Raw genomic sequence first — 19707 nt, forward strand, 5'->3', positions numbered from 1 at the left:
GGTCACGTCTGCGGTTCGCGCCTCGTGGGCGTGTCGTGGTCTGGCGTGGTGTGTGGCGTGTGGTGTTCGTACGGTGCCATCGCGCGCGGGGTGTGCGCACGGGGGCTCACAGGGACGATGCCATGTGATCGACATCCGCACCAGAGCCGTCATCGGCGGTCGGCTGTGATCCTTTTGCGGGTGAACGGCAGTTGAACGGCGCCTTGTGGGCCGAGTGGCGGTGGCAGGGTGGGCGCCATGGACGGTCGTGGGCTGGTGCGTGCGGTGAAGGACCTCGGCGGCGAGCGGGGGCGGCGCGCTTGGCGCTCCGCGTGGCGCAACCGGCGCGTGGACGCGGCGGGGCTCGCGCCCCGGGGCGCGGAGCGGGCGCGGGTGCCGGGCGTGCTGACCGGTACGGAGCCCCGGGCGGGTGGCGGGGTGCTCCGGTTCACCCGTTCGGAGCTGTTGGTCCGGGTCACCGTGGGCGGGGCGGTGTTCTGGGGCTGGGACGGTGCCGCGCCGACGCCCTCGTACGCGGTGGTCGGCAGCGGGCCGGAGCCCGATCCGCGCGCCGTGCTGGAACCGGACACCGACGGCGGGTGGCGGGTGGTGTCCGAGCGCGTGACGGTGGCGGTGTCCCGGCACGGGGCGGTGGAGGTGCGCACCCCCGGCGGGACGGTGCTGCGGCGGGATCTGCCGCCGCGGTGGTGGGAGCGGGTGGGCTCCGCCGGGTCCGGGGGTGATGCGGCCGGGCCGGGGAGCGGGGACGGAACGGACGGCGGGGCCGACGGTGGGGGCCGGGCCGAGGGAGCGGCCGGCCGCGCCGGCACCGGGGGTGGCGGCGAAGCCTGCGGGGCGGGCCGCGGGGGCGGGCGGTGGTTATTGCGGAGCGAGGTGGCGGCGGACGCGCGGGTGTTCGGGCTGGGCGGGCGGGCGGTGGGGCCGCGGTTGCGGGACGGGAGCTACCGGCTGTGGAACACCGATCCCAAAGGCGGGTTCGGCTCCGGGGCCGGTTCCGGCGAGGACCCCTTGTACATCACGATGCCCGTGCAGCTGGTGGTCGCGGACGCGGGCACGCACCTGGTCTTCCACGACAACTCCTGGGACGGGCGCGCGGTGTTGCGGGAGGGCGAGGAGGGCGCCGGCTCGGGCGTCGACCGGCCCGGCTCCTGTGAACTGCGCATGGAGGGCGGCCCCTTGCGGTGCTGGGTACTGGTGGGGCCGCCCGGGCGGGTGCTGCAGGGCTGGTCCGGGCTGACCGGCGGGGCCGCCGTGCCGCCGGAGTGGGCGCTCGGGTACCAGCACGCGCGGTGGGGGTTCGGGAGCGCCGCGGAGGTGCGGCGGATCGTGGCGGGGTACGCGGGGCGCGGGCTGCCGCTGTCGGCCGTCCATCTGGACATCGACCACTACGACGGCCACCGGGTCTTCACCGTGGACCGCGAGCGGTTTCCCGATCTACCCGGCTTGGCAAGGGAGTTGGCGGACAGTGGCGTCCGGCTGGTCTCCATCGTCGACCCGGCGGTGAAGACCGGCGATCCGGTGCACGCCTCGGGGCTCGCGGTCGGCGCGCACGGAGCCTTCGTACGGGACGCGGCGGGGCGGGAGGTCCGGGGCGAGGTGTGGCCGGGCGAGTGCGCGTACCCGGACTTCACCGATCCCGCGGTGCGGCGGTGGTGGGGCGGGCTGTACGCGGAGCGGCTCGCTCAGGGCTTCGCCGGGGTCTGGCACGACATGAACGAGCCGGTCTCCTTCGCCCCGTTCGGGGACCGGACGCTCCCCCGTTCGGCGCGGCACGCGCTGGACGGGGCCGGCGGGGACCACCGGGAAGCGCACAACGTGTACGCCCTCGCGATGGCGCGCGCGGGCTGGGAGGGGCTCGTACGGCTGCGCCCGGCCGAGCGGCCGTTCCTCTTCTCCCGGTCGGGGTGGGCGGGGATGCAGCGGTACGGGGGCACGTGGTCGGGCGACGTGGACAGCAGCTGGGACGGGCTGCGGGCCTCGCTGGCGCTGGTCCTGGGCCTCGGGCTGTGCGGGGTGCCGTACTCGGGGCCGGACATCGGCGGGTTCTGGGGCTCCCCCTCACCGGAGTTGTACCTGCGGTGGCTGCAACTGGGGTCCTACCTGCCGCTGTTCCGGACCCATGCGGCGATCTGGGCGGGGCGGCGGGAGCCGTGGGAGTTCGGGGAGGAGACCACCCGGGCGGCGCGGGCCGTCCTGACGGAACGGGAGCGGCTGCGGCCGTACTTCGTGACGCTGGCCCATCTGGCGCGGCGGACGGGTGCTCCGTACGTGCGGCCGCTGTGGTGGGGGGCGCCGGAGGACCGGGCGCTTCGGGACTGCGAGGACGCGTTCCTGCTGGGTGACGCCCTGCTGGTGGCTCCGGTGCTGGAGTGCGGGTCGGACCGGCGGGCGGTCCGGTTGCCGCGCGGGCGCTGGTACGACACGGCGACGGGCCGGGCGTACGAGGGTCCGGGCCAGATCCTGCTGGACGCCCCGGCGGACCGGATCCCGGTGCTGGCGCGGGCCGGGTCGCTGCTGCCGGTGCGGGCGGCCGACGGGTCGGTGGCCCTGGAGGCGTGGGCCCCGGCGCGGGGCCGCACGGGCGGCGGGGTGGTGATCCGGGATCCGGGGCCGGGCTTCGAGCCGGGCGAGGTGGAACGGTACGTGGTGCGGTGGGCCGGAGACGCGGTGGTGGTGGAGGACGAGGACGGGCGGCGGGTGGACGGCGTGGTGCTGCGGGGGCTTTGAGGTGGACGGGGCGGGGCGGCCGGGATCGCGGCCGCCCCGCCCCGCCCCGCCCCGCCCGGGCCGTGCGCGTGCCTGCGCGTACCTAGGCGTACCGGCCCTCGAACCATGCCCCCGCGGCCTCCGTGTGGAGCGGGAACGCCAGTTCCTCCGGGCCGCGCAGGACGTGCCAGCCGGTGGTTTCGTCCGTCGGGGCCGATGCGGGAAGGGAGGCGGTGGGACTCACGGGCAGCAGGCCGAAGACGAGCAGGTGGCCGCCCGGGGAGCTGAGGGTGTCGGCGAGGGCGACCTCGGAGGCCGGGGCGTGGATGCCGGTCTCCTCGCGGAGTTCGCGGACGACGGACTCGCGCCAGTCCTCTCCGAAGTCCATGAAGCCGCCGGGCAGGGCGATGCCGCCGAGGGCGGGCTCGATGGTGCGGGTGATGACCACCAGGCCGGTGCCGAGCTCGTCCTCGACGGGGAGGAGGGCGACGGCGACCGGGAGGGGGTTGCGGTAGGCGACCGCGCCGCACGAGGGGCAGGTACGGGGCCAGTCGGCCGAATCGAACAGGGCTCCGCAGGAGGAGCAGTGCGAGTCCTTCAGGTGCGCCGGCATGCGGCGATGGTATGCCAAGGGGTATGCGGATGCCGGTCGTTGCGGGATGGGTGAGCGTGCTGGGAATGCTGGCGGCGGTGGCCGCGCCGGGGGCGGTGGCCGCGCCGGAACCGGGCTCCGCATCCGGACCGGCGGTCCCGGACGGCGTGGCGGTCCCGCCCCCGGGTTCCCCCGTGGGGCCGGCCGCTCCGGCCGTCGGGTTCGCCGTGGTGGGCGAGGTGGATGCGACCATCCGGCAGGAGATGCGGTACGCCACGTCGCGGAACTTCACCGGGGCGGTCGTGGACGGCTATGACGAGCCCGTCTGCCTGCTCGCCCGGCCCGCCGCCGAGGCGCTGCGGCGGACGCAGCGCGAGGCGTTGCGCGGTGGGTACTCGCTGCTGGTGTACGACTGCTACCGGCCGCAGCGGGCCGTCGACCGGTTCGTGCGGTGGGCCCGGGACGGGGCGGATCAGCGGACGAAGGCGGAGTTCTATCCGGAGGTGGCCAAGGAACGGCTGATCCCGGAGGGGTACATCGCCGAGAGGTCCGGGCACAGCCGTGGCAGCACCGTCGACGTGACGCTGGCGGAGGTGGGCCGGGGGCCCCTGGACATGGGGACGCCCTTCGACTTCTTCGATCCGCTCGCGCACACCGACAGCCCGCGCGTGACGGGCGCGGCCCGTGAGCACCGGGACTTGCTCGGGCGCCTGCTCGGCGCGCAGGGGTTCGTGAACCTGCCTCAGGAGTGGTGGCATTTCACGTACGCACCGGAGGCGTTCCCGGACTCGTATTTCGATTTTCCCGTCTCTGTCGCCTCCGTTCACCGCTGAGTACCGTTCCCGCATGACATTCAGTTCGTACGAGGAGTTCTGGCCCTACTACGTCGCCATGCACTCCCGCGCCGCCACCCGCTGGATCCATCTCACCGGCACCCTCACCGGTCTCGCGCTCACCGCCTACGGGCTGGCCCGCGGCCGGAAGCGCTATATCGCGGCCCTCCCTCTGATCGGGTACGGGACGGCGTGGCCGGCGCATTTCCTGATCGAGCGGAACAACCCCGCCACCTTCGGCAATCCGGCCTGGTCGCTGCGCGGGGACGCGCAGATGATCCGGATGATGCTGGCCGGGCGGGACGCGGAGCTCGGCGAGATCGCGCGGAAGTGGCTCGCCGAGAACCCGTGCGAGGAGTGCGTTCCCGGGGATGCGCTCCCGCTCGTTCCCTGACAGACTTCTGACGGTTCGTCAGAAATCTGTTTCGGGAGGGGTCTTGGAACGCACACGCACACCCGTGGTCAGCGGGTGGTTCACCGGGGACGACGCCGACGGCGGGTTCCGCCTGCTCGGCACCCGGTGCTCCGCCTGCGCCGCCGTGTTCTTCCCGCGCGAGGACGCGTACTGCCGCAATCCGCGCTGCCCGGGCGGCGGCGAGCTCGCCGAGACCCCGCTCTCCCCGCGCGGCCGGGTCTGGTCCTACACGGACGGGCGGTACCGGCCGCCCGCGCCGTACGTGTCCGACCCGGACGCGCCCTGGACCCCGTACACCCTGGTCGCAGTGGAGCTGGAGGCCGAGGGGATGGTCGTGCTCGGGCAGACGGTGCCCGGGGTGGGCGTGGGCGATCTGGAGGTCGGGATGGAGGTCGAGGTGGTCGGCGGCGTGCTGAACGAGGATGCCGACGGCGCCGCCCGGACCACCTGGCAGTTCCGGCCCGTCGGGGTGGTGGCCGGATGAGCGCCGCCGTCACCGACATCGCCGTCCTCGGGGCCGGCATGCACCCGTGGGGCAAGTGGGGCCGCAGCTTCGTCGAGTACGGGCGGGCCGCCGCGCGGGCCGCGCTCGCCGACGCCGGGCTGGACTGGACCGACGTGCAGTCGATCGTGGGGGCCGACACCGTGCGGTCGGGCTACCCGGGCTACGTGGCCGGAGCCACCTTCGCGCAGGCGCTGGGCTGGCAGGGCGCACGCGTGACCAGCGTGTACGCGGCCTGCGCGTCCGGCGCCCAGGCCATCGGCGCGGCCCGGGCGCAGATCCTGGCCGGGCTGGCCGACGTGGTGCTGGTGGTCGGGGCGGACGCCGCCCCGAAGGGCTTCTTCGCGCCGGCGGGGGGCGACCGGCCGGACGACCCGGACTGGCTGCGCTTCCGGGTCCTGGGGGCCACGAACCCGGCGTACTTCGCGCTGTACGCCCGGCGCCGGATGGCCCTCTACGGGGACACCGGTGAGGACTTCGCGCAGGTCAAGGTGAAGAACGCGGCGGCCGGGCTGCTGAACCCGAACGCCCGCTACCGCAAGGCCGTGACGGCCGAGGAGGTGGCCGCCTCGGCGATCGTCGCCGATCCGCTGCGGCTGCTCGACATCTGCGCCACCTCCGACGGGGGCGCGGCGCTCGTGCTGAGCAGCATGGACTTCGCGCGCTCGCGGGGGGTCACGGACCCGGTGCGGATCCGGGCCGTGTCCACGGTGACGCCCACGTATCCCCGTACCGTCCTGGACCTGCCGGACATCGCCACCGACTCGACGACCGCGGCCGTACCGGTGCCCGGCTCCTTCCGGGCCTCGATCGCGCGGGCCGCGTACGAGGAGGCCGGGCTCGGACCGGACGACCTCTCGGTCGCCGAGGTCTACGACCTGTCCACCGCGCTGGAGCTGGAGTGGTACGAGGACATCGGCCTGTGCGGGGAGGGCGAGGGGGCCAAGCTCGTACGGGAGGGCGCGACCGCGCTCGGCGGGCGGATCCCCGTCAACACCAGTGGTGGACTGGCGTCGTTCGGGGAGGCGGTGCCGGCTCAGGCCATCGCCCAGGTGTGCGAGCTGACCTGGCAGCTCCGGGGCACGGCCGGGGAGCGGCAGGTGCCGGGGGCGCGGGCCGGAATCACCGCCAACCAGGGGCTGTTCGGGCACGGATCGGCGGTCGTGGCCGTGCGCTAGACGGCCTGAGGCCGTGGTGGGCCGCTGAACAGCGGCTGCTGTCCGAATGCTTGACGGCCCCCAGTGGCGGGTTCACACTCTCTCCACGGTCCCGCGCCGCCACCGGGACGCCCGGATCCCCCCATGAGAGCTGCGGCCCGTACCCCAGTCGGCGGGGGTACGGGCCGCCTCCATGTCGTGGCCCGGCCCGAAGGCGCCCCTAGGGCGCCGCCAGGCCCTGGCGGCGGGCCCTGGCCAGGGTCATCGCGTGCTCCACGACCCCCACCAGGACGTCCTTCACCGACTCCCGGTCCCGTGCGTCGCACAGCAGCACCGGGACCTCGGGGGTGAGGTCCAGGGCTTCCCGTACGGCCACCACGGGGTACTGCTCGGCTCCGTCGAAGCAGTTCACCGCGACCAGGAAGGGGATCTCGCGCCGTTCGAAGTAGTCGATGGCGGCGAAGCAGTCGGAGAGCCGCCGGGTGTCCGCGAGGACGACGGCTCCGAGCGAGCCCTGCGCCAGCTCGTCCCACAGGAACCAGAAGCGGTTCTGTCCTGGCGTGCCGAACAGGTACAGCACCAGGTCCTCGCGCAGCGTGATGCGCCCGAAGTCCATGGCCACCGTGGTGGTGTTCTTGCCCTCCACTCCCCCGGTGTCGTCGATGCCGCGGCCCGGCTCGGAGAGGCGTTCCTCCGTCCGGAGCGGTCTGATCTCGCTCACCGCACTGACCAGGGTGGTCTTGCCCACCCCGAAACCGCCCGCGACCAGGATTTTCAGGGTCAGCGGCTCGACCGGCGTCACGGCATGCATGGCGCCGGTGCGGCTAGAGCGCCCGAAGGCCATCGATCACCTCACGCAGAATGGATTCGTCGGGCAGTTCGGCCGGGGGGACCGGCCGGGTCACGTGCACCAGTTCGTCGTCGACGAGGTCGCCGATCAGGACGCGTACGACCCCGACCGCGAGGTCGAGTTCGGCCGCGAGTTCCGCGACGGATTGCGGGCGTAGCAGGCAGAGCCCGAGGATGTCGGCGTGTTCCGGGGACAGGGTCGTGTCCCAGACCGGGTCGGCGGCCGCGGACTCCGCGACCACCAGCGCGATCAGGTCGAGTCGGTGCTGTCCGGCGTGGCTGGTCCGGCCGCGGGTCATCGCGTACGGACGGACCACCGGACCCGCGTCGTCGTCGAACCACTGGTCGCGAGCGCCGTCGGAGGCGGCGTCCGAGGCGGTGGCGGGGGTGTGGGCGGGGTGGTCCTGGCCTGGGTCGCTCATGCCGTCCGTCTCACCCTCCGGCTGGCAGCCCGGTGCGCGGGGCGGTCGCCAGGTGGTCACCGACCCGCTTGACCATGAGCGTCATCTCGTACGCCACCTGGCCGACATCGGAGTCGGCGTCGGTGAGCACGGCCAGGCAGCTGCCGTTGCCGGCCGCCATGACGAAGAGGAACGCCTCGTCCAGTTCCACCACGGTCTGGCGGACCCTGCCGGAGTCGAAGTGGCGGCCGACGCCCTTGGCGAGGCTGTGGAAACCGGAGGCCACGGCGGCCAGGTGCTCGCTGTCCTCCCGGGTGAGGTCCTTGGAGCTTCCGGTGGGCAGGCCGTCGCCGGAGAGGACCACGGCCTTGCGGATGCTGGCGACCCGGTCGACGAGCTCGTCGAGGAGCCAGTTGAGCGGGCCGGAGCCGCGGCCCCTGGTGTCGTTGCCGGACTGCGGTGCGGTCATCGACCGTCCCCTTCGTTCTCGCTTCCGGGACCGGTGGCGGCAGAGTTGCCGGCCTCGGTCACGGACTGGTGTGGTGCGGGGCGCCGTGCTTGCTGCGTCGGGTCGGCCGGCTGCTCTGTCCGTTCTGCCTGCTGTGCCTGCGGTGCCTGCTGCCGCGCGTGGTGGTCTCGGCCCGCGGTCCAGCCGCGCTGGAGCGAGGACATGCGCCGGCGTACGTCCTCGGCGTCGCGGTCGGCCCCCGGGTCCGCGGCGGCTTCGGCGGGGGCCGGGGCCGGGGCGTCCTTGAGCTGGGGGGCGAGGCTGGCCTGGCGGATCCGGCGGGGCAGGGTCGCCCCGGAGGGCGCGGCCGCGGGGTGCGCCGTGCCGTTCGGGACCGGCGCCTCCTGCGCGGGGTCCGGGACCGCCGAGACGGGACGTGGCTCCACGCGGCGGCCGTGCTCGGCCACCAGGGTCGGGGTCGGGCGGCGTCGCGGGAGCGGTACGGCGCCGGGCGAGCGGGCACCGTCGGGGCGGGCGGAGTCCGCGCGCGCCGGCTCCAGGCGGACCGGGCCGGTGGGCGGGAGGGGCTCCCGCTCGCGGTCGCGGTGGTCACGGCGGTCACGGTCCCGGCCGCGGTCGTGGCTCCGGTCGCGGTCGCGCAGGCCGTCCCGGCCCGGGTCGCGGTCGGTGAGCCGGGCGCCGCCCCGCTCGGCGGGGGCGTCGGCGGACCGGTCGCCCTTCCAGAGGCCCGCGCGGTCGCCGGAGCCGTCCGCGGCCCGCTCGCCCATGCGGTCGGCGCTGCGGTCGCCCTTGCGGGGACCGCCGTGGTCGGTGTGCCGGTCCGTGTGCGGGCGGCCGGGCGGGCGCAAGCCGAGCAGGGAGGTGCGCGAGATGCCGTTCGGCGGGGTCTCGTCGTCGAGGGTGGCCATGGCGGGCCTGCCCTTGGCTCCGGAGACCCCGGTGAGCCCGGCGGCTCCGGCGGAGCCCGCGGTGCCGTCGGGGGCGTCCTCCGGGGCCGGGACGGGCTCGTCCAGCTCCAGCATGCCGATCGGGGCCTCCAGCTCGACGGGGCCTCGCTCGGCGCCGGCAGGAAGCCGGCGGCCCGCGGCGCCGCTCTCGGCGACGGCCCTCCGCCGGGAGGCGCCCACCGGTCCGCCGGGCGCCTTGCCGGCCAGCCGGATGCCGGCGCCATTGGTCTCGGGAGCCTCCGTCAGCAGGGCCACCGGGAGGAAGACCACCGCGGTGGTGCCTCCGTAGGGGCTGATCTGGAGGCGGACCTTGACCTCGTGGCGGTGTGCGAGCCGGCTGACGACGAACAGGCCGAGCCGGTCGGTGTCGGAGAGTTCGAACTCGGAGGTCTCGCTGAGCCGGAGGTTCGCGTCGAAGAGCGCCTCGGGGGTCATGCCGAGGCCGCGGTCGTGGATCTCCAGGGTGAAACCGTTGGCCACGCGCTCGCCCAGGACCTGGACGGCCGTGTGCGGCGGGGAGAAGACGGTGGCGTTCTCCAGGAGTTCGGCGATGAGGTGGGTGACGTCGGCCACGGCCGGGCCCGCGATGCCCAGGCGCGGCAGCCGCCGTACCTCGATGCGCTCGTAGTCCTCCACCTCGGCGACGGCGGCCCGTACGACGTCCATCAGTTGGATGGGCTTGCGCCACTGGCGGGAGGGCGCGGCTCCGGAGAGGATCACCAGGCCCTCGGCGTGGCGGCGCATGCGGGTGGTCATGTGGTCGAGGCGGAAGAGGTCGGCGAGCTCCTCGGTGTCCTCGGTGCGCCGCTCCATGGTGTCGAGCAGGGTCAGCTGGCGGTGCAGCAGCACCTGGTTGCGGCGGGCCAGGTTGACGAAGACCTCGGAGACCCCGCGGCGCAGCTCGGCCTGCTTGACGGCGGCCTCGATGGCCGCGCGCTGGAGGGTGTTGAGGGCCTGGCCGACTTGGCCGACCTCGTCCTTCTCGTACTCCAGGCGGGGGGCTTCGGTCTCCACGTCCACGTGCTCGCCCGCGGCGAGGCGGCGCATCACGCCGGGCAGGCGGATGCCGGAGACCTCGTGGGCCTCCTTGCGGAGCCGGGACAGGTCGCGGATCAGTCCGCGGCCGATGCGCATCGACAGGACGAGGGAGACGATGAGGGCGATGAACCCGAGCACCCCGGCGAGGGCGGCCTGCACCAGGACGTCCATGGCCACGGGTTCGACGCGCTTTTGATAGCGGTCGCCCGCGGCGGTGCCCATGACGGCGAGGTCTTCGAGCACCTTGCCGGCGGCGGCGTCCCACTGGGTGGCGGTCACGTTGCGCGGGCTGTGGGTCGGACCCTGGACGAGGAATCGTTCCTCTGCCTCGCGCAGGGAACGGCTCTCCGGGTTGTTCCAGTACTGCTCGAACTGCTCCCGGTCGGAGGCCGGGAGGATCGCGAGGTTGAACTCGTAGAGCAGCTTGCGGTTGGCCACGAAGTCGGAGGCGTGCCGGATGTCCGCCTGGCTGACGTTGCGGGCGGCCAGGGCCCCGGCGATCAGGGCGTCCTCGCGGGAGAGCGTCTCGCGGGCACGGGTGATGCCGACGAGGGCGCGGCCCTGCTTGTCCATCTCCACGTCCTGGAGCGCGTGGAGGTTCATGAGGAAGTCGTAGCAGGGGTCCACGAGCCGGTTGTAGAGCTCCAGCGCCTGGTTGGTGTCGAGGGAGCCCCCGTCCACCGCGCTGCGCAGCGCTCCGATGCTGCGGAACGCCTCGAGGACGGAGCTCAAGTGCCGCAAGGAGGCCGGGTCGAGTTCGTCGGCGACCTCGGGGTCCGTGGCGTCGGCGGAGATCTTCTCGACCGCCTCGTCGGTGGCCGCACGGCTCAGGAGCAGCTCGGTGTTGGCGACGGCGGCGCGCGGGTCGCCGATGACCACGAGGGTCTGGCGGCGCTCCTTCTGGATGACGCGGACGACGTCCTCCACGGGGTAGCCGACCTTGTCGATGACGTAGGCGACACCGAGGAGTTGGACGGCCTGCCGGCCGGTGATCACCGTTGCGAAGGCCCAGAGGGCGGTCAGGGAGACGAGCGGCACAAGGAGCAACGCCACGATCTTCCGGCGGATGGACTTCCCGCGAAAGCGCATGGCCTCCCCAGCCTCCCCAGCTCAACCCCGTTACCGGGGGTTGGTGTTCCGTCATTTAAACGGCGTGAGCCTACTACTGCCACGGCGAACCTTCGAAGGCCTGTCCGGACGTTTTCGGCCTGACCCCTGGACGAAGATCACGAGTTGTCCGATAGTTCCCGTGAAGTGCGGCCCGATATGTGGCAGATGACACTTGGTGGGGCCTCGGTTCCCGTCGCGGAATGGATGGCTGGAATTCTTCGTTCCGCGATACTTCGGGGCCCTCGGCGCGTCCGTGATCCGGGAATCTATCGGCCCGTTCGTGCGTCTACCTGTTCGGGGCGGGCATGAGCGGCCGCGTGGAGGGGAGGGAGCCGACCATGGCGAAGAAGTACGAGGGCTACGAGGGCTACGCGGACAGCGCGGACGGCGGCGCCGGGACCGGGGCGCAGCGGGGGCGGGCCCTGTGGGTGGACCAGCCGGCGGGGCGCAGGCCCATGCCGGACCCGGTGCGGACGTCCGCCGTGCGGGCGGTGCTGATCGTCGCGGTGACGCTGACGGACGCGACGATCTCCTTCTTCCTGACGGTCACGGGCTCCTGGCTGGCGCTTCCGCTGTCGCTGTGCGCGATAGCCGGCGTGGTCGTGGCCACGTGGGGCGTGCTCGACGTGCTGATCACCCGGCAGACGTGGAACCAGCGCCACGGGGTGCTCTCGGAGCCCAGCAGTACGGCGCGGGGCCGGCGGCGCGAGCGCCGCAAGGCGCGCCGGGAGGCCCGCTCGGCGCCTCCCCTGCCGCCCCGCATACCCGCGCGCGGCGAGGCCAACGGAATCTGGCCGCCGCCGACGGGGACGGGGCGGGGCTGAGGCGGACCGGGCCGGTGCCGGGTCCCCGGCCCGGACCCGCCCGGCGCGTTGAGAGAGGTTCAGCTGCGTCGGTACATGCGGGTCGCCGTGATCTCGCCGTGGATCGTCTCCCCGTCCGCGAACTGCTGGGGCAGGCCGGGGCGCAGGTGTTCCTCGACGCTGATGTACTTGAGCCCCGCGCGCAGGTCGGCGTCGTTGCGCAGCCGGATCACCAGCGGGAACTCGGCCAGCGCGGTGGTGTCGAACAGGCCCGTGGTGTACAGCAGCTGGACGCCGAGCGCGTCCGAGACGGCCCGCTGGAGTTCCAGCAGGTACGTGGCGTTCGCGCGCCCGATCGGGTTGTCGAGGAAGAGCGTGCCCGCGTGCCGGTGCTTGTCGCGGCCCCGGTCGTTGCTGCGCAGCGCCGCCATGGTGCAGTACAGGGCGATCGCGGCGGTGAGCAGCTGCCCGCCGGAGAACACGTCGCCCATCTGGCCGACCGGGACCCGCTCGGCGCGCAGCACCGCGTCGGGCTTGAGGATCTCCACCGCGATGCCCTTGGGTTCCAGGGCCGCCTGGACGCCGTGCAGGAGCAGCGACATGCCGTCGCGGCGGCCCTCGCCGAAGGAGGCGGTGCTGTTCTTCTTCACGGCGGCGCGGGTCGCCTCGTCGATGACCTCGCCGAGCCGCTCGGTGAGGGTGGCCTGGTCGGGCTCCTCGAAGCGGATGCGCAGGAACTCCTGGCCCGACCACTCCCCCAGGCCCTCGGGGAGCTGGGAGAGCCGCTGGGCGGAGCGCAGGGTGGCCAGGGCCGACTCCACGAGGCCTCTCAGCCGGTCCACGATGCTGTCCCGGTTGCGCTCCAGCTGCGCCAGCTCGTCGGTGAGGACGCGCAGCCGGGGGGCGAAGGCAACGGCCCAGGCCGCGGCGTGCTCGGGGAGGGCGGAGGCGGGCAGTTCGCGGATCTGCTGGCGCGCGGGGGTGCGCACCTGCTCGTAGCGGTTGGCGTTGGCGTGCCGGACCAGGATGTCGCTCGCCTCGCGGACCGCGGCCTCGGCGGCCGACAGGTCGGCGGCGCAGGCCCGTAGCGAACGGCGGGCCTCGGTGGCCGACTGGCGGGCCTCCTCCAGGCTGCCGGGGTGGGCCACCGGCTCCTGCTCGTCCTCCTGGTGGGTGTGGTCCCGCAGGAGGTCCCGGAGCATGGCCGCGGTCTCTTCGAAGCCGCCCGTGCCCTCCTCGGCGGTGCGGTGGGCGCGCAGCAGGTCGGCGTGGGCCGCGCGGGCGGACTCCACGGCGGCGGTGTGGGCGGCGAGTTGGGCGGTGGCGGTGCGGAGCATGGCCTGGGCGTCCTCGACGTTGTCGGGGATCAGCTCCTCGGGCAGCTCGGTGTGTGCCCCACCCTCGGCGGGGGCGTGCCGTTCGGCCTCGCCGCGCAGCCGCCCGAGCTGCTCGCTCGCGGTGGAGGCGCGGGTCTCCAGCATCTGCACGAGGGCCTCGGCGCGGGCGGCCGCGGCCTGCCGGGAGGGGCCGTCGGCTCCGTCGGTGCCTTCGAGGAGCTGGGCCGCTCGGGTACGGACCTTGTTGGTGAGGCGGTCTAGTTCGGCGAGGGCCACCGACTCGTCGCTCTCGGCGCGGGCCTGTTCGGAGCGCAGGTCGGCGCCGACGCCGACCTTCTCGTAGAGCTGGGAGGCGGCGCGGTAGGCCTCGCGGAGGGCCGGGAGCGGCGCCTTGGCCGTGCCGTCATCCTCGGGCAGCGGATCGGGGGCTCCGGCGATCTCGGCACGCTCGGCGCGCAGGGCGCGGGCGGTGCGGCGGGCGTCGTCGGCGGCGCGCTGGGCGGCGCGGCGGTCCTCGTCGGCGGCCCGGGCCCGGTCGAGGCAGACCTCGGCGCGGGCCTCGGACTCGGCGCCGTCGTCGGCGAGTTCGCGCAGCTTGCTCTGCCAGCCGGCGCGCTCGCGCAGCCGGTACGCGAGACCGGCGAGGGCGTCCGCGACGCGGCGAGCGCGCTGGGCGGTGTCCTGGCGCTCGTCGCGGACGCGCGCGGCGTCGGCGGCGGCCTCGTCGGCCTCGGCGCGTACGGTACGGGCCTCCGCGAGCTCGGCGTCGGTCTCCTCGGCGAAGCCGCGGGCGGCGGCGGCCTGCTCCGCGAGCTCGGTGAGGCGGCCGGGCGGGCAGCCGGTGCGCCAGGAGCGCAGCCGGGCGGCGAGTTCGCGGTCGCCGGACAGGCGGGCGGCGAGCTCGCGGATCTCGGTGTCGCGGGCGGTGGCGCGGGCGCGCAGTGCCTGGCGCTCCTCGTCGGCGGCGTGCTCGTCGTGCATGGCCGGGTTCGGCGGAACGATGAAAATACCGAAGGTGCCGGACCCCGTGGCGTCGCCGGCCGGGGGAACCGGCGCCAGCAGGGCCGCGGCGGTGCCGACGGCGACGGTGGAGCGGGGCAGCAGGGCGGCACCGGAGAGGACCTCGCGGGCCCGGGAGTGGGTGTCGGGGTCGGTGATGACGACGCCGTCGACGAGTTCGGGGCGGGCGGCGAGGACGGCGGCGTGGTCGGCCGGGTCCACGGACTGGGCGAGGTAGCGCCAGCCGGGGAGGGCCGGGATGCCGTGTTCGCCGAGGAACTCGACGGTGGCGAGGACGTCGGGGCCGGGCGGCAGCAGGCCGCCGTCGCCGAGGGCGCCGAGGATGCGGGAGTCGTCGGCGGCGGCGGTGCGCAGGTCGAAGAGCTGGCGTTCGGCGGTCGCGACTCCGCGGGTCAGCAGTTCGCGCAGTTCGTCGGCGCCCCGGTCGAGGTCGGCGACCGTGAGCCCGGCGGCGGGAGTCGCGTCGGCGCCCGGTCGGCCGGGGGCGGGAGCCGTCTCGGCGCCCGCGCGGCCGGGTGCGGGGGTCCCGGCGGCGCCCTGGGGCGCATCACCCGTCCCGGTCGCTCCCGGGGCGTCCGGGAGGCCCAGGAGAGCGGCCAGGCGCGGGGCTCCGGCGAGGGACGCGGCGGACCGGTGCTCGGCGTCGTGGGCCGCCTCGGCCGCGTCGGCGGCGTCGGCCGCGCGGGCGGCGGTGAGTTCCGCGCGGGATTCCGCCGCGGCGGCCTCGCGGGCGGCCTCGGCGGCTGCGCGGGAGGCCTCGCGGGACTCGTCCCAGGCGGCCACGGCCGTCTTCTCCGCGTCGGCGGCGGCCAGGGCGGCGCGCGCCGGGTCGGCGTCGGGGGCGGAGTCGTCGAGCCAGCCGGACCGGACGGCCTCGGCGGTCTCCTGCTGGACCTCGGCGAGGCGGGCACGCAGGTGCTCGGCCTCGCTGCGGGCCCGCTGGGCGGCCGTGGCCGCGGCGGTGGCCGCGCGGTGGGAGGACTCGCCGGTCTCCTGGAGGACGGCGGAGCGCTCCTCTTCCTCGTTGGCGGCCCGCTCGCCCTGTTCGGCGGCGGCGTGCAGGGCCCGTACGAGCTCGGTGGCGGCGGTGGCCCGGGCGGCGAGCGCCGGGGCGGCGTCCCGCTCGGCTTCCAGGATCGCGGCGGCGACCCGGGCGGAGCGGTCGGCGGCGGAGCGGTGGCGCAGGACGTGTTCGGCGGCCTGCCAGGCGGAGTGCAGGGTGCGGGCTTCGAGGAGTTCGCGGCGCTGCGCGGCGGCGGCCTTGTCGGCGACGGTCAGGGCCAGCGAGGCGTGCCGGTAGGCCAGTTCGGCCGAGACGGCGGCGCTGCGGGTGCGCGCGGACTCGGCGGCGGTGACCTGGTGGGCGGCGCCGGTGACCCGCTGCGCGAGGTCGGCGGCGCGGCCGCGCTCCTCGCCGGCGCGGGCGGACAGGCGCCGGGCGAGGGTGCGCGTACGGCGTTCGGCGCCGGCGTGGACGTCGCGGAGCCGGGAGCGGGCCGCGGCGGCCTCGACGATCTTGGTGAGGAGGTCCACGGAGCCCGCGGTGAACTCCCGTTCGGCCATCAGCTCGGCGCGGCGGCCGAGTTTGTTGCCGAAGCCGTGGACGAGGTCGGCGAGGCCGTCCGTGTCTCGGGTGTCGGTGACGGCGCGCAGCAGCAGGTCGGTGAAGTCGGAGTCCTTCTTGACCGCGAAGAGGCCGGCGGCCTCGCCCTCGTCGGCGTTCATCTCGCGCTGGTAGCGGAAGAGTTCGGGGTCGAGGCCGACTTCGGTGAGGTGCTCGTTCCAGCGGTCGTGGATCTCCTCGAAGTACACCTCGAGGTGCGGGTACGCCTTGCCGGCTTCGGTCAGGGCGTCACGGAAGCCCTTCATGGTGCGGCGCCGCCCCTGGGCGCCGGAGGCGCCTTCCACGGGCGGGCGCACCGAAGTGGCCTCGGCCACCGGGAGGTTGTCCAGGCTGAGACCCGGCCCGGGGCGGAAGGAGTACCAGGCCTCGGCGAATTTGCGCGGGTCGTTGGAGACTTGGCGGCCGCGCCATTCGCTGACCTTGCCGACGACCACGCACTCGCCGGTCTGGGTGTGCTGCCATTCCAGTGCCACGTGGCCGCAGTCGTCGGCCAGCAGGAACTTGCGCAGGACGCCGGAGCTTGCGCCGCCCAGGGTGTTGCGGTGGCCGGGCAGCATCACCGAGAAGATCAGCTTGAGCAGGACGGACTTGCCGCCGCCGTTCTCGAGGAAGAGCACCCCGGCGGGCGCGGGGCGGCGCGGCGGGCCGGTGGGCTCGTCCTCGAAGAACTCCGCCTGGGTGGGCGCCGGGTGGGGCACCGGCTCGCCGACTCCGCGCAGGTCGAGCACGGTGTCGGCGTAGCGCGCGCCGGCGGGCCCGATGGAGTAGAGGCGGATCCGGGACAGCTCGTACATGGCGGCGGACTCTCGTGGTCTTTCGTAGGTCGTACGGGGACGGGTGGCGGGCGGGCGTCGCGGGTCGCCCGGGCGGGTGGGGCGGTTCAGGCGTGGAAGGGCAGGCCCGCGTCGGCGGCGAGTTCGAGGTCGTCGCCCTCGGGCGGCGGCAGCAGGCTGGCGGAGCCGTCGCTGACGGGGACCACGCCGAGGTCGAGGAGCTCGGCCATGGCCGCGCTGCCCGCCATGTCGCGGACCTGGAGCTGGTAGCGGGGGGTGGTGCGGTACGTGCCTCCGGCCTCGTCCCCGGTGCGCTGGAGGAAGCCGGAGTCCGTGAGGAAGGCGGCGGCCTTGCCGACGATGCCGGTGGTGGAACCGGCCAGCCGGCGGGCGTCCTTGGTGGCGCCGGTCGCGCTGCGGCGGGCGTAGACCCGCCAGGCGGCCTCCAGGCCGGGGGCGTCGGAGGCCGGGTCGGTGTTCTCGCCGAGTTCCTCGGCGCGCTCCTCCAGGCGGCGGCAGGTCTGCCGGACGAAGGCGTCGACGCCGTTGACGGTGATCCGGCCGATGTAGCCGTCGTCGGCGAGGTCCTCGGGGCGGGGGAAGGCCAGGGCCGCCACGGCGAGGTGGGCGAGGCCGTGCAGGAAACGGTCCGCGGAGTCGGCGGTGGCGCGGCGGGCGTAGTCGCCCATGCGGACGGCGAAGACGGAGTCCTCGCCGGCGGCCACGGCCATGCCGGCGCGGGAGGACACCTCCAGGACGACGAGGCCGAGGCCGGTGGCGACGGCGTCGGCGAGCCGGGCGAAGGCGGGGTCCTCGCGGTAGCGGCGCAGCAGTTCGGCGTACTCGGCGTCGCGGGCGGGCAGCAGCTTGGGCTGGAGCCCGAACGCGACGAGGCGGGCCGCGTCGGCGGCGTCCGCCGGGGTGAGGGCACCCTGCGGGGGCTGAGCCGCGGCGGTTGCCTGGACCGGAGCCGGGGCTGCGTGCGCGTCGGGCTCGCTCCACGCGGGGTGCTGCTCGGCGTGGTGGTCGCTCACGGGTGGATCTCCTCGGTGGTACGGGTGCGGGTGCGGGTGCGGGGGTGCCGGGTGCGGTTGCTGCTGCGGGTGCGCCCGGCACGGGCGTTGTGCGGCCCGGCGGCTCGCGGCCCGGCGTGCGTGGGCCGCTCTGGGGCAGGCCCGGCGGCGGCGTCCGCAGGCCGGGCGGGCTCGGCGGCGGGACCGGAGCCAGCGACAGCGACAGCGACAGCAGGGACGGTCGCGGGGACGGCGGGGACGGTTCTTCCCCCGCCCCGCCCCTTCCCGAAAGCGGGGGCGAGCCCCCACACCCCCGGGTGGGACCGGGCCACCAGGAGCTCCGCCCCGGCGGCGGAGCCTGCGGGCCCGCCCGGGCGCGCGGCACCGCCGGGCCGTGCAGCCCGGCCGCGTGAAGGCGTGAGGCCGGGCGCGGGCCCGGGGGCCGGCCCGGGCGCGGTCCCGGGGGCGGCGGCCCGGCCGACTGTCGGTGCGATCGTCCCCGGGCCCGCGCCCGGCGAGGACGGGGTCATGCCGCCTCCGTGCGGTCCGCCGTCATGGCTGCCGCGTCCAGGAGGGCGGTGCCGACGATGAGGTCCGCGCCGCCGAATTCGGGGTCTTCGAGTTCCGTGCCGTCGTCGACCGCGAAGAGGAGGCGTTCCTCGCCCTGGCGGTACGCCGTGCCCACCGCCGGGCTCGCCGCGTGGACGGCCAGCAGGGCCACCAGGTAGGGCAGATCGGGGTCGGAGCGGCGGGCCTCCGCGAGGAGCCCGGACAGGCGGCGCGGGGCGTCGTGCGGGAGTTCGAGGAGTGCCCTCGCGGCGGTGAGCTGCTCCTCGCTGAAGCGGCTGTCGTCCGGGGTCGCGATCAGGTCCGGCTCCGGCATTTCCAGACCCAGGTGCTCACGCTCCACCGGAGGGGTCAGCAGGATCTCGACCAGGTCCGCGACGCGCACCGAGACGGGTGTGCGGAGCCCTGCGCCCGACGCGAAGAAGGCGTCCGTGACGCGGATGGCCCGGGCGACCGGGAGCGGCAGCGTCGGGGCCACGAGCTGCCCGTAGAGGTCGATCCCGGAGCGCGGCGCGGGGGCCGCGAAGGCCTGGCGGTCCTGTTCGGCGCGGAAGAGCGGTCCGGCGTCGAGCAGGCGGGACTGGAGCTGGGTGTGGCGGCGGATGCAGTCCTTGACGATGTCGACGAGCTCGGCGGCGCGACGCTTGTTGTCCGGTTCTTCGGCTTCGTCGCGGGCCTTGCGGATGTTGGTCAGGATCGCGTTCTCGTGCCGGTAGCGGTCGGCGACGTGGTCCAGGGCCTCCGCGATCATGTCGGGGACGGTCACCAGCCAGTCCACGGCCCGTACGTTGCGCCGGGTCGCGTCGAGCGTGCGGCGCAGGGTTTCGGCGTACTGGACGGTGCGGTAGCGGGCCTGTTCGGCGGCGAGCTGGGCGTCGGCGAGCCGGCCCCGGCTGATCAGGACCTCCAGCTTGACCTCGGCGGCGATCTGCGCGCTGGTGACGTCCGTGTCGAGGGCGCCGACCAGGACGTTGACGGCCTCGTCCGTGGTGCGCAGGTACACCGCGCCGCCGTAGCCCGGGACTTCCTCGATGAGCTTGAAGTCGTAGTCGCGGCGGACGTAGACCCCGTCCGGGCCGAACGTGCCGTAGATCGCGCGGAATCCGCGGTCGACACTGCCGACGTTGATCAGGTTCTCCAGCACCCAGCGGGCCACCCGCTCGTGCTCGGCCGCCGGACGGGCCGGCGCCTGGGCGGCGACCCTCGGCAGCAGACGGGCCACTATCTGCTCGTGGTCGGCTCCGGTGTCGAAGTCCATGTTGAGCGTGACCAGGTCGATCGCGGCGAGCGCGACCTCCGCCATCGCGTAGACCCCGTACTCGCCGGCCAGATTGGCCTTGCGTACGTCGAGGTCGTGCAGCGGGGCGGTGCAGGCGAGCGCGCGCAGCCGCCGGGCCAGGCCCTCGTCGGCGGCCGGGCCCGGCGCCGGGGAGGGAAGGGTCTTCGCCGGGGCAGGGAGAGTCACGGGCAAAGACTAGGCGCTGACCCTGACAACATCCCAAACGGGATGGTTCGCCCGATCCTCCCGCCGTCGGCGCGAGCGCGGCCCGC

At 74.9% G+C, this 19707-nt stretch carries 14 protein-coding genes; 6 read left to right on the plus strand and 8 right to left on the minus strand.

All coding sequences use genetic code 11. The features are described 5' to 3' along the window. Window positions 1–237: 237 nt before the first annotated feature. Entirely contained in the window at window positions 238–2727 is a 2490-nt protein-coding gene (locus tag OG247_RS08470; RefSeq protein WP_327251658.1) for a glycoside hydrolase family 31 protein, read from the plus strand. Between the two features lie 82 nt (window positions 2728–2809). On the opposite strand, the gene OG247_RS08475 is transcribed toward OG247_RS08470, so the two are convergent. Beyond that, window positions 2810–3319 carry an NUDIX domain-containing protein gene (locus tag OG247_RS08475; RefSeq protein ID WP_327251659.1) on the minus strand — a complete coding sequence of 170 codons (510 nt, stop codon included), beginning with the start codon at window positions 3317–3319 and terminating at the stop codon, window positions 2810–2812. Between the two features lie 29 nt (window positions 3320–3348). On the opposite strand from OG247_RS08475, the gene OG247_RS08480 reads away from it, so the two are divergent. The 4 genes from OG247_RS08480 to OG247_RS08495 are packed head-to-tail and all read left to right on the plus strand — an operon-like array spanning window position 3349 to window position 6226. Continuing rightward, entirely contained in the window at window positions 3349–4131 is a 783-nt protein-coding gene (locus tag OG247_RS08480) for a M15 family metallopeptidase (RefSeq protein ID WP_327251660.1), read from the plus strand. Window positions 4132–4144: 13 nt separating this feature from the next. Continuing rightward, a complete protein-coding gene (locus OG247_RS08485) occupies window positions 4145–4525 on the plus strand; it encodes a DUF962 domain-containing protein (protein ID WP_327251661.1) in 381 nt (126 codons plus the stop codon). A 43-nt stretch (window positions 4526–4568) separates the two neighbouring features. Next, window positions 4569–5030: a Zn-ribbon domain-containing OB-fold protein gene (locus OG247_RS08490; protein WP_327251662.1), complete on the plus strand. Its 462-nt coding sequence runs from the start codon at window positions 4569–4571 to the stop codon at window positions 5028–5030. Then, the gene (locus tag OG247_RS08495) at window positions 5027–6226 is read left to right on the plus strand and encodes a lipid-transfer protein (protein WP_327251663.1); all 1200 of its coding nucleotides are present in this window, start codon (window positions 5027–5029) and stop codon (window positions 6224–6226) included. The genes OG247_RS08490 and OG247_RS08495 overlap by 4 nt, the downstream gene beginning before the upstream one ends. A 199-nt stretch (window positions 6227–6425) precedes the next feature. Here the strand turns inward: OG247_RS08495 and OG247_RS08500 are convergent, their stop codons facing one another. Genes OG247_RS08500 through OG247_RS08515 form a run of 4 tightly spaced genes read right to left on the minus strand, consistent with a single transcriptional unit; the run spans window position 6426 to window position 10998 of the window. After that, the gene (locus OG247_RS08500) at window positions 6426–7049 is read right to left on the minus strand and encodes a GTP-binding protein (RefSeq protein WP_327251664.1); all 624 of its coding nucleotides are present in this window, start codon (window positions 7047–7049) and stop codon (window positions 6426–6428) included. Then, on the minus strand, window positions 7030–7476 hold the full coding sequence (locus OG247_RS08505; RefSeq protein ID WP_327251665.1) for a DUF742 domain-containing protein: 447 nt from the start codon (window positions 7474–7476) through the stop codon (window positions 7030–7032). The genes OG247_RS08500 and OG247_RS08505 overlap by 20 nt, the downstream gene beginning before the upstream one ends. Before the next feature lie 10 nt (window positions 7477–7486). Then, window positions 7487–7924: a roadblock/LC7 domain-containing protein gene (locus tag OG247_RS08510; protein ID WP_327251666.1), complete on the minus strand. Its 438-nt coding sequence runs from the start codon at window positions 7922–7924 to the stop codon at window positions 7487–7489. Further along, window positions 7921–10998, minus strand: a complete 3078-nt coding sequence (locus OG247_RS08515; RefSeq protein ID WP_327251667.1) for a sensor histidine kinase — start codon at window positions 10996–10998, stop codon at window positions 7921–7923. The genes OG247_RS08510 and OG247_RS08515 overlap by 4 nt, the downstream gene beginning before the upstream one ends. Window positions 10999–11357: 359 nt before the next feature. Between OG247_RS08515 and OG247_RS08520 the strand changes: the two genes are divergently transcribed. Next, window positions 11358–11843 (plus strand): hypothetical protein, encoded by a 486-nt coding sequence (locus OG247_RS08520; protein ID WP_327251668.1) that lies wholly within the window; start codon window positions 11358–11360, stop codon window positions 11841–11843. A gap of 59 nt (window positions 11844–11902) precedes the next feature. Here OG247_RS08520 and OG247_RS08525 read toward each other — a convergent pair whose 3' ends face one another. The 3 genes from OG247_RS08525 to OG247_RS08535 all read right to left on the minus strand — a co-directional run bounded on the left by OG247_RS08525 (window position 11903) and on the right by OG247_RS08535 (window position 19621). Next, a complete protein-coding gene (locus tag OG247_RS08525) occupies window positions 11903–16597 on the minus strand; it encodes a hypothetical protein (protein ID WP_327251669.1) in 4695 nt (1564 codons plus the stop codon). Between the two features lie 86 nt (window positions 16598–16683). Further along, entirely contained in the window at window positions 16684–17610 is a 927-nt protein-coding gene (locus OG247_RS08530; RefSeq protein WP_327251670.1) for a hypothetical protein, read from the minus strand. A 505-nt stretch (window positions 17611–18115) separates the two neighbouring features. Continuing rightward, complete coding sequence (locus tag OG247_RS08535) at window positions 18116–19621, minus strand: hypothetical protein (RefSeq protein WP_327251671.1); 1506 nt, start codon at window positions 19619–19621, stop codon at window positions 18116–18118. Window positions 19622–19707 lie beyond the last annotated feature (86 nt).

The organism is Streptomyces sp. NBC_01244, from assembly GCF_035987325.1.
GTDB lineage: Bacteria > Actinomycetota > Actinomycetes > Streptomycetales > Streptomycetaceae > Streptomyces.